General features: G+C 60.4%; 11 protein-coding genes. 2 read left to right on the forward strand and 9 right to left on the reverse strand.

The features are described from left to right. Positions 1-90: 90 nt before the first annotated feature. Both Q1A32_RS03920 and rsmI read right to left on the reverse strand, forming a co-directional pair. The gene (locus Q1A32_RS03920) at positions 91-504 is read right to left on the reverse strand and encodes a YraN family protein (RefSeq protein ID WP_299649806.1); all 414 of its coding nucleotides are present in this window, start codon (positions 502-504) and stop codon (positions 91-93) included. Positions 505-524: 20 nt separating this feature from the next. Then, positions 525-1,385, reverse strand: a complete 861-nt coding sequence (gene rsmI, locus Q1A32_RS03925; protein ID WP_299649810.1) for a 16S rRNA (cytidine(1402)-2'-O)-methyltransferase — start codon at positions 1,383-1,385, stop codon at positions 525-527. Positions 1,386-1,475: 90 nt separating this feature from the next. Here rsmI and Q1A32_RS03930 point away from each other — a divergent pair, with 90 nt between their 5' ends. Together Q1A32_RS03930 and Q1A32_RS03935 are read left to right on the forward strand one after the other, a co-directional pair. Next, entirely contained in the window at positions 1,476-2,672 is a 1,197-nt protein-coding gene (locus tag Q1A32_RS03930; protein ID WP_299649813.1) for a penicillin-binding protein activator, read from the forward strand. 31 nt (positions 2,673-2,703) lie between these two features. Continuing rightward, on the forward strand, positions 2,704-5,457 hold the full coding sequence (locus tag Q1A32_RS03935) for a [protein-PII] uridylyltransferase (protein WP_299649816.1): 2,754 nt from the start codon (positions 2,704-2,706) through the stop codon (positions 5,455-5,457). A gap of 27 nt (positions 5,458-5,484) precedes the next feature. On the opposite strand, the gene Q1A32_RS03940 is transcribed toward Q1A32_RS03935, so the two are convergent. The 7 genes from Q1A32_RS03940 to Q1A32_RS03970 form a co-directional block, all read right to left on the reverse strand. After that, entirely contained in the window at positions 5,485-7,116 is a 1,632-nt protein-coding gene (locus Q1A32_RS03940) for an alpha-D-glucose phosphate-specific phosphoglucomutase (protein ID WP_299649819.1), read from the reverse strand. Beyond that, entirely contained in the window at positions 7,113-9,245 is a 2,133-nt protein-coding gene (glgX, locus tag Q1A32_RS03945; RefSeq protein WP_299649822.1) for a glycogen debranching protein GlgX, read from the reverse strand. Before glgX ends, Q1A32_RS03940 begins: the two co-directional genes overlap by 4 nt. Next, a complete protein-coding gene (gene glgA / locus Q1A32_RS03950) occupies positions 9,242-10,663 on the reverse strand; it encodes a glycogen synthase GlgA (RefSeq protein ID WP_299649824.1) in 1,422 nt (473 codons plus the stop codon). Before glgA ends, glgX begins: the two co-directional genes overlap by 4 nt. Continuing rightward, positions 10,660-11,910 (reverse strand): glucose-1-phosphate adenylyltransferase, encoded by a 1,251-nt coding sequence (gene glgC / locus Q1A32_RS03955; protein WP_299652757.1) that lies wholly within the window; start codon positions 11,908-11,910, stop codon positions 10,660-10,662. The genes glgA and glgC overlap by 4 nt, the downstream gene beginning before the upstream one ends. Positions 11,911-11,932: 22 nt before the next feature. Beyond that, a complete protein-coding gene (gene glgB / locus Q1A32_RS03960) occupies positions 11,933-14,119 on the reverse strand; it encodes a 1,4-alpha-glucan branching protein GlgB (protein ID WP_299649827.1) in 2,187 nt (728 codons plus the stop codon). After that, positions 14,119-15,708 carry an alpha-glucosidase gene (locus tag Q1A32_RS03965; protein WP_299649830.1) on the reverse strand — a complete coding sequence of 530 codons (1,590 nt, stop codon included), beginning with the start codon at positions 15,706-15,708 and terminating at the stop codon, positions 14,119-14,121. The genes glgB and Q1A32_RS03965 overlap by 1 nt, the downstream gene beginning before the upstream one ends. Before the next feature lie 302 nt (positions 15,709-16,010). Next, positions 16,011-17,543, reverse strand: coding sequence for a winged helix-turn-helix domain-containing tetratricopeptide repeat protein (locus Q1A32_RS03970; protein WP_299649833.1), 1,533 nt, complete (start codon positions 17,541-17,543; stop codon positions 16,011-16,013). Between the last annotated feature and the right edge of the window lie 20 nt (positions 17,544-17,563).

Below are 17,563 nucleotides of genomic sequence, written 5' to 3' on the forward strand. Positions count from 1 at the left end.
GCTGTGGTCTGCGCCCTTAGATGGCGCAGCACAGGCAAACGCGCAATGGCAACACGCTGTGCGGTGCTGCAGAGCGGGCTGCGCATGAGGTCAAACGTAGGCGGCGAAGGCGTTTTCGTGAATATCGAGCATGCCCGTCTGATCCACCAATGCGACGTCAAATCGGACATCGGTCAAGGCACCATCCGGCAACGTCGCCAGATACTCGTCTGCGGTGGCATATAGCCGTTTCACTTGCGCCGGCGTAACGTGAGCCGCAGCAGATGCGAATGTCTTGCTGGCTTTCACTTCGACCATCACGACGCCTTTGATAGTCGAAAAGATCAGGTCGATTTCGCCACGCCGTCCGCGCCAACGCTCCGCCGCCAACACGTACCCGGCATTGCGATAAGCGCGTTCAACGATCTCTTCGGCGGCCATGCCTGCCAAGTACGACACGCGGCCCCGCGTACTCCGGCTGTCAACGGGCTGCGCTGTCTCAAAAGACCTTTCATGTCGGGCCATCGTCTTGCACCTGATCTGTTTTACCGGTCCCGCGCCAATTCCAATGCGCGCTGGTAGACACGCCTGCGCTGGACGCCCAACGTTTCAGCGACAAACGCCGCCGCATCTTTGACTGACATATCATCCAGTGCCGAGCTTAGCGCGCTATCAATGTCCAATTCCTTAACGGCCACGGCCTCGGATCGCCCGATCAGGACAACAATCTCTCCCTTGGGGGTCTCAGAGCTATATGTCTCGGCCAATTCACCCAAGGTACCTGTTTTGACGTCTTCAAACCGCTTGGTGATCTCGCGACACACCGAACCTTGCCGTTCCGCCCCCAGCACCTCTGCTGCATCCGCCAGCAGCGCCCCCACCCGTTTGGGTGATTCGTAGAGCACCAGCGTTGCTTGAACACCGGCCAACTCCTGTAACGCGCGCTGCCGGGCGGTGCGTGTCGCGGGCAGAAACCCGCCAAAATGGAAGGCGTCCGTCGGCAATCCCCCGATCACCAGCGCGGTCACAACAGCAGAAGGTCCCGGCGCACAGGTTACAGGAACACCGGCAGCGCGGGCCTCCCGGCCCAGCTCAAACCCCGGATCGGCAATCAGCGGCATCCCGGCTTCCGAGGCGTAGGCCACGCTCTCTCCGCCTGCGGCCCGCGCCACCAGACGTGTCACCTGCCCGGCCTTGGAATGTTCGTGCAACGCCTCGATCCGACGACCGTCCAAAGGGACGCCGTGGATGTCCATCAGCTTGCGCAAGCTGCGCGTGTCCTCGGCCACCAGCACGTCGGCAGAAGCCAATACATCCAGAGCGCGAAGTGTGATGTCCCGCGCCGTGCCGATGGGCACGCCCACGAACCACAACCCCGGGCTGAGGGGGACTTTGACATGATTCAACGCTGGACCCGCCATACCTTACGTCTATTATCCGCCCGGGAAGATCGGGCAGGCGAACGTCATGCCCCGGAACGTTGGGAGTGACAGTTCATGTTTGCGTTTTTCAAGACTCTGCGCAAGGCGGTGCGGCAGGCGATCCTGCCTGTGGCCGCCCTTGCGCTTGCGGCCTGTGATCCCGCCGCGTTGGGTGGATTGGGCAGTGGACTGTCGAACAGTGGGCCCCGTATCGACACAACACAACCTGTACCGGTGGCCCTTTTGGTACCCCGCGGATCGGGCCAGGGCAGCGACGAGCTTTTGGCAAACAACCTTGAGAACGCAGCCCTTCTGGCCATGCGTGACCTGAATGGCGTTGAGATCGACCTGAGGGTCTACGGTACCGCCGGGAACGCGAGCACTGCCGCCGCGCAAGCCGCTCAGGCCGTAAACGACGGCGCACAGATCATTGTGGGACCGCTCTATGCCGAGGCCGCGAATGCCGCAGGTGTCGCGGTTGCCCCACAAAATGTGAACGTTCTGGCCTTTTCCAACAACACGACCATCGCAGGCGGCAATGTCTTTGTGTTGGGGTCGACCTTTGACAACACTGCCAACAGGCTGGTCAGCTATGCCGCGCGACAGGGCCGGGACCGTATTGTGGTCGTCCACGCGCAGGATGTCGCCGGCCAGCTTGGGCTCAATGCCATTCAACAGGCTGCGTCGCGTAGCGGCGCAACCGTGACAGGCACGGTCGACTACCCGCTTTCGCAACAGGGCCTCGTTGCGGCCGTGCCACGCGTGAAATCCGCGATCGACAATGCCGGTGCCAATGCGGTCTTTATGACGGCCGCCCCCGCAGGTGGCCTGCCACTTCTGTCACAACTGCTGCCCGAAGCAGGTGTGAGCCCGACCGCCACGCAATATGTGGGGATCACGCGCTGGGATATCCCGCGCCAGACGCTGGACTTGCCCGGTGTGCAAGGCGGGTGGTTTGCATTGCCAGACCCGGCCCGCGCCGGGGCGTTCCGGTCTCAATACGAAGCGGCCTATGGCAGCGCGCCACACCCGTTGGCGGGTCTGGCCTTTGACGGGATCGCGGCCATCGGTGCCTTGGCAGCCCAAGGCAATTCCGGTGCGTTGACTGGATCGGCGCTGACACAAGGCTCAGGCTTCCAGGGTGCGACAGGCATCTTTCGCTTGCGCTCCGACGGGACCAACGAACGTGGGCTGGCGGTGGCCACGGTGCGTGACAATCAGGTCGTCGTGATCGACGCGGCACCGCGCGGATTTGGTGGCGTAGGGTTCTGATCCACCCGCGCCTCCGCTATCGGAGACCATTTTGAGCAACACAGCCCTTCAGGCCTTTGAGACGCCTGACCAACGCCTGATCTGCGCCGCCACCGATATCTTCGATGGCGGCGCTTTCGATGCGCTGCTGTCCAGCGCGCCGCAGCGAGACGAGATTGTCGCCCACCTCAAGGCTTCGCAAACGTCAGGGCGGGACGCGATTGCTGCCGCTTTCCGTGCCGAACCATTTGCGTCGCGCCCAACCACGCGGGCCTACACCTATCTGACCGATTGCCTTGTGCGAGCGGCTCTGCGGACCGCGCAGACGCTCATGCATCCGAACCCGACACCCACCAGCAGCGAACGGTTGGCCGTACTCGCGGTGGGCGGCTACGGCCGCGGAGAGATGGCCCCGTTTTCCGATGTGGATCTGCTGTTTCTGACGCCCTACAAAATCACCCCCTGGGCCGAAAGCGTCATCGAAACCACCTTGTACATCCTTTGGGATCTCAAGCTGAAGGTGGGCCATTCCAGCCGCACCGTACGCGATTGCCTGCGCCTTGGGACCGAAGATTTCACGATCCGCACGGCAATGCTGGAACATCGTTTCATTTTTGGGCACGCGGACCTTGCCGCCGAACTGGACACCAAGCTGCGGACCGAACTGTTCCAAGGCACGGAACGTGAGTTCATTGAGGCAAAACTGGCCGAGCGCGACAGTCGCCACGTCCGGCAGGGCCAGCGCTATGTGGTTGAGCCCAACGTCAAGGAAGGCAAAGGCGGTCTGCGCGACCTGCAGTCGCTGTTCTGGATCGGCAAATACATTCACAAGGTTCAGGATGCCGCCGAACTGGTGCCGCTAGGTCTGTTCACGGATGACGAGTTTGCCAGTTTCGTCGCCGCCGAGGATTTCCTGTGGGCCACACGGTGCCACATGCATCTGATCTCGGGTCGGCCCACGGAGCAGCTGACCTTTGACATGCAGGCCGCCGTCGCCGAGGACATGGGGTATCAGGACAAGGCAGGCCGCCGCGCAGTCGAGCAATTCATGCAGGATTACTTCCTCCATGCCACAGAAGTGGGCGATCTGACACGCATCTTCCTGACCAAACTTGAAGCGGATCACCTCAAGGCCGAACCGATCCTCGAACGGCTCTTCAAACGCAAACCACGGGTCAAACGCGGCTATGAGGTGATCAACAATCGCCTCGCCATCGCGGATGAGACCGCCTTTCTGGATGAAAAGCTGAACCTGCTCTGCATCTTCGAAGAAGCGTTGCGCACCGGCATGCTGATCCACCCGGACGCCATGCGCACCATCAAGTCGAACCTGCATCTGATCGACGACGACATGCGCAACACACCCGAAGCGCAGCGGCTGTTTCTTGACCTACTGCTGAAGCATGGGAACCCGGAACGGGCGCTACGGCGCATGAACGAACTGGGTGTGCTCGCAGCCTTCATTCCAGAGTTCGAACCCATCGTCGCGATGATGCAGTTCAACATGTACCATTCGTACACGGTGGACGAGCACATCATCCAATGCATCGCCCAGCTTGCCATGATCGAAAAGGGTGAGTTGATTGAGGATCTGCCGGTTGCCTCATCCATCCTCAAGGAAGGGGTGAACCGACGCGTGCTTTACGTCGCGCTTTTGCTGCACGACATCGGCAAGGGACGGCCCGAGGACCATTCGATCTTAGGCGCGCAGATCGTGCGCAAGGTGGCGCCGCGGCTGGGGTTGAAACAGGACGAGGTGGACACCGCCGAATGGTTGGTGCGCTATCACCTGCTGATGTCCGACATGGCACAGAAACGCGATATCGCGGACCCACGCACGGTGCGTGATTTTGCCAAGGCGGTACAAACGGTCAAACGGCTCGACCTTTTGTGCGTGTTGACGGTGTGCGACATCAGGGGCGTCGGCCCGAACGTCTGGAACAATTGGAAGGCGGTGCTGATCCGCGCCCTATATCGCCAGACCCGCCGCGCACTCGAAGATGGGATGGAAGCGCTCAACCGTGACAATCGTGGAACAGAGGCGAAGAAGGCACTGCGGGCCGAACTGGCAGATTGGCCGCGCAAGGATCTTCAGACCGAGACGGGCCGGCATTACGATCCATACTGGCAAGGCCTGCACATCACAGCCCACATCGTCTTTGCCAACCTCCTGCGTGACATCGGTGAAAACGAAATCGCAATGGACCTGCACCCGGACGATGACCGGGACGCCACCCGCGCGTGCTTTGTCATGCCCGACCATCCAGGTATCTTTGCGCGCCTCACGGGGGCACTGGCATTGGTCGGGGCGAATGTGGTCGACGCGCGCAGCTATACGACCTCGGACGGCTTTGTGACGGACGCGTTCTGGATACAGGATGCCGACGGCAACCCCTATGACGCGGCCCGCCTGCCACGTCTGCGCAAGATGATCGAACGCACGCTTGCAGGCGAAGTCGTGACCCGTGATGCAATCAAGGACCGCGACAAGGTCAAAAAACGCGAAAAGGCCTTTAAGGTACCGACGCACATCACCTTTGATAACGAAGGGTCGGACATCTACACGATCATCGAGGTGGACACCCGCGACCGTCCCGGCCTGCTGCACGACCTGACGCGCACGCTGGCGGCATCAAACGTTTATATCGCCAACGCAGTCATCGCGACCTATGGCGAACAGGTGGTTGATACCTTCTACGTCAAGGACATGTTCGGGCTGAAATACTATTCAGAGAACAAACAAAGGGCGCTGGAGAAGAAGTTGCGCGCCGCAATTGTCGAAGGCGTAGAGCGAGCCGCCGGCTAGAGCACGCCGCCGCCACGCCCCGTTTGACTAGGTGATCACGTCCGGTGCGCTGCGCCCGGTGCGAGCTGTGATTTCAGCCAGTTCATCAGCTGCGGCTATGATGCCTGACAGTGCCTCTTGCGGATCTTTGTCCAGTTCCGCCGGATTAGTCTCCAACTGCTCAAGATACACGCGCAACGTAGCCCCGTCCGTGCCGGTGCCAGACAGGCGGAACACGACGCGCCCACCACCGTCGAAATAGATGCGGATGCCCTGCCCCGACGAGGTCGACCCGTCCACCGGGTCGTCATAGGAAAACTCATCTGCCCCTGAAACGGTCAACCCACCGGCCGATTGACCGGGCAACGCGCCTAGGCGCGCCCGCAGATCAGCTACCAGTTTATTCGCTGCGGCGCTGTCCACCGCCTCGTAATCATGGCGGGAATAGTAGTTCCGGCCATAGGTCGCCCAATGCTCGACCATCAACTCGGACACGGATTTACCTGTCATGGCCAGAATGTTCAGCCACAACAGAACGGCCCAAAGCCCGTCTTTTTCCCGCACATGGTTCGACCCGGTGCCGGCGCTTTCCTCACCACAGAGCGTCACCTTGCCCGCGTCCAGCAGGTTGCCAAAGAACTTCCAACCGGTGGGCGTTTCGAAATGCGCCATACCCTTGGCCTCGGCCACCCGGTCTGCGGCGGCAGAGGTTGGCATGGACCGCGCCACACCCGCCAACCCACCGGCATAGCCCGGTGCCAGTTCAGCCCGGTCCGCCAGCAACGCCAGACTGTCCGACGGGCTGACATAGCAATGCGCGCCCACAATCATGTTGCGGTCGCCATCACCATCCGATGCCGCGCCGAAGTCAGGCGCATCATCCGCATACATCACGTCCATCAGTGTCTTGGCCCAAACCGGGTTGGGGTCAGGATGCCCTCCGCCAAAATCCGGGCTTGGCACACCGTTCATCACGGTCCCCGCAGGCGCGCCCAAACGCTGTTCCAGAATCTCGTGCGCATAGGGGCCGGTCACCGCATGCATCGCATCAAACGCCATGCGAAAGCCGCCCTTGAACAGACCCGCAATGGCCTCGAAATCAAACAGAGTGCCCATCAACTCGGCATAGTCGGCCACAGGGTCCACAATCTCGACCTGCATCGCACCAAGGGCGCTGTTGCCCAAAGCGTCCAAATCGACGTCGCCCCCGTCCAGAATGCGGTAGGCGCCAATCTCGGTTGTCCGGGCAAAGATTTTCTCGGTCACGCCCTCGGTCGCAGGGCCGCCATTCGGCCCGTTGTACTTCAGACCGAAGTCGGCATTCGGCCCGCCGGGGTTGTGGCTGGCCGACAGTATCAAACCACCGTCCGCGCCGCGCTTGCGGATCAGGTGGGACGCTGCAGGCGTGGAAAGAATACCGCCCTGCCCCACGATGCACTTGGCTGCCCCGTTGGCTGCGGCCATGCGCAGGATGATCCCGATGGCCACGTCGTTGAAATACCTGCCATCACCGCCCACCACCAAGGTCTTGCCGTCGATGCCGCCAATCCCGTCAAAAATGGCCTGTGTGTAGTTCTCAAGATACCCGGGCTGCATGAACACGGCTGTCTTCTTGCGCAGCCCGCTCGTGCCGGGTTTCTGGCCGTCGATGGGCGCAGTCTCTACGGTTTGAACATTCATGCTTTGACCTTTCTTTCTCGGGCTTCCTGACCGTCGGCCGCTTTGCCGCCAATGGGGCAGAGCTCCAGCGCCACGACGCTGTTGGGTGCCACACTCACGACACCGGCACGCGGCGCGTCAGCCGGTTGGCCAGAGGTATCAATCACTCGCTGCCAGCGATGGCCGGGCAGAGCCTCGGGCAAGGTTGCCTTGGTCTTTCCACCCGCATTGAAGAGCAGATAGATTGCACCCAGACGCGGCTCATACACCGGCGTGCCCCGCGCCATGCGCATCTCGACGCCAAGGAATTTCAACTCGGGGCGCTGCCAATCCTCTTCCGACATCGCCGCACCGTCTGCGCGCCGCCAGAATACATCCGGCTTGCCATCCACGGCCCGCTTGCGGGAATGCAAGAACCGCTTTTGGCGCAGGATGGGGCTGGCCTTGCGGAATGCGATGATCTGGCGACAGAAGGCCAGAAAATCCGGGTCCGCCTCGTCCCAATTCACCCAGCCGATCTCGTTGTCCTGACAATAGGCGTTGTTGTTGCCACCCTGAGAGTTCCCCAGCTCGTCCCCCGCAAGGATCATCGGCGTGCCTTGGCTCAGCATCAGCGTAGCAAGCATGTTCCGCCGCCGCTGCGCACGGCACGCCAGCACTTTGGGGTCTTCAGTCGGCCCCTCAACGCCGCAGTTTTCGGAACAATTGTGATCATGCCCGTCGCGGCTGTCTTCGCCATTGGCCGCGTTGTGTTTTTCATTGTAGCTGACGGTATCCATCAGCGTGAAACCGTCATGCGCAGTGACAAAGTTGATGGATGAGGTCGCAGGCCGCCCATCATGGTCAAAGCGTAACGCTGACCCGGTCACATGGCTCGCCAATTTGCGGGTGATGCATCCATCGCCACGCCAGTATTTGCGGACGTTGTCGCGATACTTGTCATTCCATTCGGCGAAAGGCGACGGGAACGCGCCCAATTGGTAGCCTCCGGGGCCCACGTCCCAAGGTTCTGCAATCATCTTGACCTTGTTGAGCACAGGGTCCTGCCGGATCGCGCGGCAGAACGGCCCGTCGCGGTCAAACCCACCCGAAGTGCGGGCAAGGGTCGACGCAAGGTCGAATCGGAACCCGTCCACATGCATGACCTCTACCCAATAGCGCAGGGAATCCATCACCATGCGAAGCACAAAGGGATGATCCAGATCCAGCGCATTGCCGCAGCCGGTATCGTTCACATAATACCGCGGATCATCGGCCAGACGGTAGTAGCTCGCGTTGTCAAAGCCCCGGAAACTCAGTGTCGGCCCACGCTGATCGCCCTCGGCCGTGTGGTTATAGACGACGTCCAACAGCACCTCGATCCCTGCGGAATGGAAGCGTGCCACCATCTGCTGGAATTCGGAAATGTCGTGATTGCTCAGGTACTTCGGTTCGGGGGCAAAGAACCCGTAGGTCATGTAGCCCCAGTAGTTGCTCAGGCCCTTGTCCACCAGAAAACGGTCATCAACCGACGCCTGCGCGGGCATCAATTCAATCGCTGTCACCCCCAGATCGGTCAGATGCTCCAGCATCTGATCCGACGCCATACCGAGGAACTTGCCCGCATGAGGCACATCCTTGCGCTGCGCGGTCAGGCCCTTCACGTGTGCCTCATAGATGATCGTGTCGGACCATGGGGTATCAAGGCTCACCCGCTCACCCCGGCCCCATGTGAACGCGGGGTCCACGACAACCGACCGTGGCATGTATTCCGCACTGTCACGGGTGTCGAAGCTCAGATCGCGATCCGCATGCCCGATCTCGTAGCCATAAAGTGCGTCGTTCCACTCCAAATGGCCCGTCAACCGCTTGGCATAGGGGTCCATCAGCAGCTTGTAGGGATTGAACCGGTGCCCTTCCTCGGGCGCGTAGGGTCCATGCACACGGTAGCCATATTGCTGACCCGGACGCATGCCCGCGATGTAACCATGCCATATATGCCCCTCGCGTTCCGCCAGATCGACAAGGTACACTTCGCGCCCCTGATCGTCGCACAGGCACAGCACCACGCGCGTGGCGTGTTGCGAGAAGACGGCAAAGTTTACGCCCTCGCCGTCGAACGTGGCGCCCAGCGGGTTCGGGCGTCCCGCGCTCAATTGGAATGGTGTCATCCAGCAGCCTTTGTCAGGTCGGCATACAGCGCAGCATAGGCCGCCGCCGACGGTGCCCAGCCCACCGGGTGGGCCATCGCGTTTCGCTGCATCTTTGACCACATCTTGGGACGTTCGAAAAGGTCGCAAAGCTGCGCAAGCGCGTTTGACAGAGCATCAGCCGTGATTGGATGGAATTGCAGCCCCGTCGCCACCTCTTTGGCCATGGTCGCCGGGGTCGCGGGGATCACCGTGTCGGCAAGGCCCCCGGTCAGGGCCACCACTGGCAATGTGCCATATTGCAGCCCGTAAAGCTGCGTCAGGCCGCACGGTTCAAACCGCGACGGCACAAGGATCGCATCACCGCCCGCCATCATCCGGTGCGACAGCGCCTCGTCATACCCGATCCGCGCGGCGACATCGGGATGATCATAATTGGCAAACGCCGCCTCCAACCCCGGATCACCGGAGCCGAGCAGCGCCAGTTGCCCCCCGCGATCGAGCAAAGCAGGCAACGCCTCAAGCAGCAGGTCCAACCCCTTCTGCTCGGTCAGACGCGAGACGACAACACAAAGCGGCCCTTCGGCTTCCGGCAGCCCGAACTCTTCGCGCAGGGCAACCTTGTTCGCCACCTTCCCGCGCGGGGTCTTGTAGGGCCGCACATGGGTGTCCACAGACGGCGACCACACGTCCAGATCAATGCCGTTCAAAATCCCCGACAGATCCGCCCGCCGCGCGCGCAGGACCCCATCCAGCCCCATGCCGAACTCCGCCGTCATCAATTCGCGGGCATAGGTGGGCGACACGGTGGTCAAATGATCGGCCCTGATCAAGCCAGCCTTCAGCGCTGAAATCTGGCCCCAGTATTCGACGCCCTCTCGGTTCAAATCGGCATTGGCAATCCCAAGCGCCCCGGCCCGGTCCATAGGCACAAGGCCCTGAAAGGCGATGTTGTGAATGGTCAGGACACTTGGCACCGGCACGGCGTCGCGCTTCAGGTAATAAGGCACCAACCCCGCCTGCCAGTCATGGCAATGCACCAGATCGGGTGCCCATTCGCCCAAGGTGCCACCCGCAATATCCGCCGCCACCCGGCACAAAGCCGCAAAGCGTTCCGGATTGTCGGGCCAGTCCTGCCCATCGGCATTCAGGTAAATCCCTGCATCCCGATCAAACAGATGCGGCGCATCCAGTACAAACAAATCCAGCCCTGCGGCCACACCGCTCAGCAAACGCGCTGACCCGCCAAAGCAGTCAAACGACGCCACAACGTGGCCCGCACCCAATGCCGACATCACCGCAGGATAGCCCGGCAGCAACGTCCGCATCTCAACCCCCAAAGGGGCCAGCGCCGCAGGCAAAGCGCCCGCCACATCCGCCAAACCGCCGGTTTTCACCAGCGGCGCACATTCGGACGCGACGGACAGTACTTTGGTCATTGTGCGGCCTTCCATGCCTCCACCATCGGCTTGGTGATCAGGGTCGTGCCCTTTTCGGACACGCGGAAGAACTTGCCGTCCTCCGTCGGGTCCTCACCCACCACAAGCCCTTTCGGAATCTCAACACCGCGATCAATCACACATTTGCGCAAGCGCGCAGAGCGGTTGATGACCACATTCGGCAGCACCACAGAGTGATCCAGCACCGCATAGGAATTGGTGTGCACGTCCGTAAACAACAGCGAATTGCGCACCTCGGTACCCGAGATGATGCAGCCCCCCGACACCATGGATGATATGGCAACGCCACGCCGGTCCTTCTCATCATGGATGAACTTCGCGGGCGGCACGCTTTCCGAATAGGTCCAGATCGGCCAGCTTTGGTCCCATAGGTCCAACTCGGGGGTAAAGTTGGTAAGGTCGATATTCGCCTCCCAAAACGCATCGATTGTGCCCACGTCACGCCAGTAGCTCGGCGCACCGCTCGCCCGCACACAACTATCGTCAAAGCGGTGGGCCACGGCCTTGCCCTTCTTCACGATGTCGGGGATCAGGTCGTGCCCGAAATCGTGGCTCGAATTAGGGTCTTCGGCATCCGCAATCAGCAGTTCGCGCAGGAATTTCCAGTTGAAAACATAGATGCCCATGGACGCCAGCGCCTTGGTGTCATCCTCGGGGGTGCTGGGCGGGTCAGCGGGCTTTTCAAGAAACGACGTGATGCGGCTTGTCTCATCCACAGCCATCACACCGAAGGCCGAAGCTTCCTCGCGCGGCACGGTCAGACAGCCCACGGTCACATCGGCCCCCTGCTCCACATGCTGGCGCAGCATCACCTCGTAATCCATCTTGTAGATATGGTCGCCCGCAAGGATGACGATGTATTCGACGCCGTAACTGTCAACGATATCAATGTTTTGCGTCACAGCATCGGCGGTGCCACGATACCACATCTCTTCTGACACACGCTGGGATGCAGGCAGGATATCCAGAAACTCGTTCCGCTCGGCCCGGAAGAAGTTCCAGCCCCGCTGGCAATGGCGGATCAGCGAATGGGCTTTGTACTGTGTGGCCACAGCCATGCGGCGAATGCCAGAATTGACCGCGTTCGACAGGGCAAAATCGACAATCCGCGTCTTGCCGCCAAAGAACACGGCGGGCTTCACGCGCCGGTCGGTCAATTCCTTCAGCCGCGATCCGCGTCCCCCCGCCAGCACAAAGGCCATGGACCTTTGCGACAACCGTGTCATGTCCGCCATATCGTTTCCTCCCTTATTGTTTCAGTCGGAACATCACCGTCGCCAATGGCGGCACGTTGATATCCACAAAGTCCGGCAACCCGTCCCATTCGCCTGACTGGCTCTGGACCGCGCCGCCGTTCCCCCGGTCGCCACCGCCATAGGCGGCCGCATCACTGTTCAGAACCTCCTCCCAAAGGCCCGGAACCGGCACACCTATGCGCCACTGACGCTCCACCGGGGTAAAGTTGCAAACCACAATCACAGGCGCATCGCCGTCCTCACCGAAGCGGGCGAAAGCGGTCAGCGACTGGTCGGGGTCATTGGCAATCCACCGAAACCCCGACGGATCACAATCGCGCCGGTGCAACGCCGGCGTTTCGCGATAAAAATGGTTCAGATCGCGCACAAGCGCCTGCACACCGCGCTGATGTGCGCCATGCAGCGCGTCCCAATCCAGCGACACATCATGGTTCCACTCGGACCACTGCCCAAACTCGCAGCCCATGAACAGCAGCTTCTTACCGGGATGCCCCCACATGAACCCGTAATAGGCGCGCAGGTTCGCAAACTTCTCCCACTCATTGCCCGGCATTTTGTCGATCATCGACCCCTTGCCGTGCACCACCTCGTCATGGCTGATCGGCAGGATGAAGTTTTCCGAGAATGAATAGTCGATGGGGAACGTCATCAGGTGATGATCGTATTTGCGGTGAATGGGGTCTTTCTCGATGTACCGCAGGGTGTCGTTCATCCACCCCATGTTCCACTTGTACCCGAACCCGAGGCCACCGGCATCGACGGGTGACGACACACCGGGAAAGGCGGTGCTTTCCTCGGCCACCGTCATGATGCCATCGACCTCACCGTAGCAAACAGTGTTCATTTCCTTCAGGAAATCAACGGCTTCGTAGTTTTCGCGCCCGCCATCCTTGTTGGGCACCCAGGCATCGCCGTCCCGCGAATAATCTCGGTACAGCATCGACGCCACCGCATCCACGCGCAGCCCGTCGATATGGTATTCCTTGAACCAATAAAGCGCGTTGGCCGTCAGGAAATTGCGCACTTCCGTGCGCCCGTAATTGTAGATCAGGGTGTTCCAATCCTGATGAAACCCTTCGCGTGGGTCCGCATGTTCGTAAAGATGGGTGCCGTCAAACTGCGCCAAACCATGCGCATCCGACGGGAAGTGCCCCGGCACCCAATCCAGGATGACACCAAGGCCCGCCTTGTGCGCCGCCTCCACCAGATCGCGAAATTCGTGCGGCGGACCGAAACGAATGGTCGGTGCATAAAGCCCTAGCGGCTGATACCCCCACGACCCGTCAAACGGAAACTCGCTGATGGGCAGAAACTCCAGATGGGTGAACCCCATCCAGACGGCATAATCGACAAGCTCGGTCGCAAGCTCCTTGTAGCTGAGCCGCCGCCCGTCGCTTGTGTGCCGCCACGATCCCAGATGCACCTCGTACACCGAAACCGGCTTGTCGCGACTTTGCGCCGCCCCGCGCGATGTCATCCACGCATCATCGTCCCAACCATAGCCGGAAATATCGCGCACCACGGACGACGTCTCGGGCGCATGCTGCGCGCCAAAGCCCACCGGGTCCGCCTTCAAAAACGGCGCGCCGTCCTGCGGCGCAATCTCGTATTTATACAGGTCGCCTTCGCCCAGCCCCGGCAGGAAAATCTCCCAAATACCGGTCACGCCCACACGGCGCATCGCATGCCGGCGTCCGTCCCAGACGTTGAAATTACCCACGACAGACACGCGGGTCGCGTTGGGGGCCCAGACCGCAAAATGCGTGCCCGTAACGCCATCCACCTCAGTCACATGCGCGCCCAGCGCCGACCACAACTGCCGATGCGTGCCTTCGCCAATCAGATACTGATCCATATCCGTCAGGACAGGCCCAAAGCGATAGGGATCGTCAAAGGCCCATTCGTCCCCGTCCTCAAACGTCGCTGTCAGGGAATGCGCAAATTTCGAATTTGGCACCTTGGCGGCAAACAATGGCCCCTCAATGCGCTCCAACTCAACCTTCTTGCGGCCCACGGTTGCCACCAGCTTCACTGCATCCGGCACCAAAGCCACGCACCACGCGGCCCGGCCCGTCTTGTGCACACCCAGCACATCAAAGGGGCGATCATGGCGCGCCGCCAGCAACGCATCTACGTCCGCCCGGCTCATATGGGGGGGCAAGGTCACCGTCTCCGTCATCAGCTCAAACGCCCGATCAGGAAGCCACTGCCGCCCAGCGTCACGCTTGACCCATCCACATCAGCGGATTGATCCAGAACAGACGTCACCGCATGCGGCAAGTCCACCGTCACACGCTCGGTAGACAGATTATAGATGCACATCATGTTATCTCCACGCATGAACCCTAGCACGGGTTCCGGCAGATCAAGAAATTCCGTCTTGCCCGCGCGCAGATCATCCGACGACCGGCGTAGGGCCAACATCTCGCGGTAAAACGCCAAAACCGAGTTTTCGCCCTGCTCCGACACCGCCCGCGCCTGCTGCGGCGCCTTGACGGGCAGCCATGTCCGGTTGGCCTGGCTGAAGCCACCATTGGCAGACCCAGCCTCCCACACCATTGGCGTGCGGCACCCATCGCGGCCCTTCTTTTCCGGCCAGAAATTGATGCCCTCAGGGTCGGTCAGTTCGTCAAAGCTGAGAACGGTATCGACCTGCCCCAGCTCTTCGCCTTGGTAGAGACAGATCGAGCCCTCAAAGCTCAACAGCATCGCAGCGGCTTGCTTAGCCAGCGCATCCTGATCCACGCCATGCTCCAACCAGCGGCCCACATGGCGCGGCACATCATGGTTGGAAAACGCCCAGCACGGCCATCCATCGGGTGCATCCCGGAAAAACGCCTCGATCCGTTCACGAAAGTGCTTGGGCGAGAAATCCGGCCCCAGCATCTCAAAGCTGTAGGCCATGTGCAGCCGTTGACCGGAGGTATACTCGCCCATCAACTCGATCGAATGGTGGCTGTCGCCCACCTCGCCAACCATGGTGCGGGCGTCGTATTCGTCCAGGAGCGCGCGCAGCTTCTCAAGAAACGCGATGTTCTCGGGCCGGTTCTTGGAAAACAGCGTATACTGCATCTCGAAAGGGCGCACGGCATGCTGCGCCCAATCCGACGGGTTGGCCGCATTGTCGCGCAACAGATGGTCGTGGAAATAGAAGTTCACGGTGTCCAGCCGGAACCCATCCACACCCCGGTCCAGCCAAAACCGCACACAATCCAACAAATACGCCTGAACCTCAGGATTGTGCAGGTTCCAGTCGGGTTGCTCCTTCAGGAAGTTGTGCATGTAATACTGACGGCGGCGCGCATCCCATGTCCATGCGGGGCCACCAAAGATCGACAACCAATTGTTGGGCGGCGTGCCATCGGGTTTGGGATCGGCCCAGATGAACCAATCCGCCTTCGGATTGTCCCGACTTTGGCGGCTTTCTTCGAACAGCGCATGCTGATCCGACGCGTGGCTCAGGACCTGATCAATGATGACCTTCAGGCCCAGATCATGGGCCTTTTCAACCATCGCATCAAACTCAGCCAACGTGCCAAATGTGGGATCAATGTCCAGATAGTCGGACACGTCATAGCCCATGTCGGCCATGGGCGACGGAAACACCGGGGACAGCCAGATCGCATCCACACCCAAAGATGCCACATGGTCCAACCGATCCATGATTCCCTTGAGGTCCCCAATCCCGTCACCATCCGCGTCCATGAAGGACCGGGGATAGATCTGATAGGTCACAGACCCGCGCCACCAGTCTTGTCCATCTGCCATTGTCGATGCCCTCGCTCGCAAAATGTTAGCCCTAACACTCAAAGCGATCTGTTACGCGCGAGGAAGGTAAAACGCAAACGATTCACGGCGTGGAAGAGGGGTCGCAGGTAGGAAATCGCGTGGATGGCGCGTTTGCGAGACAATGCGAAGACTGCGGTGTTCGTCATCAAACCGGAAATCCGGGGCAAACAGAGCGTCACATTCCGTTGCTTCACCTTGCCGGGTCAGTCCGATGTCTTCTAAGCGCCCCGGAAGGTGCCGCGTTATTGAACGTCACCTGAATCGTATCCGCGGAAGACTTTTCAGATCGGAGTCGCGTCCTCGTTCTGCAGGGCGTTTTGGAAGAGGCGCTCGACGGCGTTGTCGTAATGTGCGCGGGCTTCCTTGGCGACGATGGGGAAATAGTTGGCGTAAAAGTCGAAGGCAAACCCGGGATAGCGGGTCTGGAGGTCATGATAAGCCGTGCGGGCAGCGGCGTGATCCTCCAGCATCACATGGGACAGGCATCTGTAAATGATCGCGGACACCCGCTGTGGTCCAGACCTTGAGGCGGCCACGCTGCGCGCATAGTCCCCAAAGAAAAAGCGGATGCGCGCCTCCACAAACCGATACCATCCGGGCGGCAGCGGATTTAGCCGAAGCGCCAGGTCAAACATGTCGCGCGCCCGCGAAAAGTCCCCCGATATGACGCAAAGCGATGTGGCGACACAAACGCAGGCGTCGGCATCGCCGTGACAGGTCTGCACCGCATGTTCGAGGCTTTCCAGAGCGCCCGCCAGATCGCCCTCGCGCGCCCTTTGCAGCGCGATCAGGGCGGAAATCAAAGGATCCCGGGGGTTGAGGATGAAAGCCTTCGCCATGGCTGCGGCAGACTCTTCAAGGATAAACGGGTCCTTTTGCGCATAAACGTCATAGGACCACTGAAGCATGATCGCTTTCATCACGAGGCAGCGCGGGAAATTGGGATCAAGCTCAAGAGAGCGGTCCAGATGCGCAAGTGAACGCTTCACGCTTTCTGTGTCGAAATTGAGCTCCAGATCGCAGCCCCTGATGAAATGCTCAAATGCGCTGAGGGTCTGGGGCGGTTTTCGGGTCCCTTGCTTGTATTCGGCAAGGTGCAATTCGCCCTGCCAGCCCGAAATTGCATTTACGACCTTGGCCGCCAGCAATTCGACCTCGCCATCGTCGACAAGCTCAAATCTGTCGGCCCAGACATGGTGGTCCGATTGCCCGTCGATCAGGTGGACTGAAATCTGCGTACGGCTGTCGAGACGGGCCACGCTGCTTTCCAGAAAATACTGCGCGTTCAATTCCCCAGCGACTTGGCTCAGCTCGCGGGTTGGATCAACTGCAAAGGATGACTGGCGTGACACGATTTCCATGTATTTGTGCGACACAAGGCCCGCGATGACGGCTTCGGCAAAGCGGTCGCCGATAGTATGCAAATCTCCGTGCACGATGGGCCGCAGCACGGCAAGGTTGGGTGTCTGATCCTGAGGCGAGGCTCTTGGACCTTGCACATTCGGACCATCCAACGCCGTCTCGATGACCTTTCCAATCAGCCGAAACCCCTTGCCGCGAACGGTTTCAATATAAGCAGGCTCCTTGGCATCATCCCCGATCGCCGTGCGCAGATCAAAAATGTACTCGCGCACCAGATCCTCGGTCACATGCAGGCCGTGCCAGACATGATCAAGGATGTGGTCCTTGCTGACGATCTCGCCCGGCCTGTCCAGAAGGCAGATCAGGACAGAGGCGGCTTTCGGCGTAATCTGAACGATCTTGCCGGCTCTGCAGAGTTTGTTTTCCACCTTGTCGAAATACAGCGGTTCCAAAACAAGACCTTCAAAGGTGT

This window comes from uncultured Tateyamaria sp. (assembly GCF_947503415.1).
In the GTDB taxonomy this organism is placed as follows: Bacteria; Pseudomonadota; Alphaproteobacteria; order Rhodobacterales; family Rhodobacteraceae; genus Tateyamaria.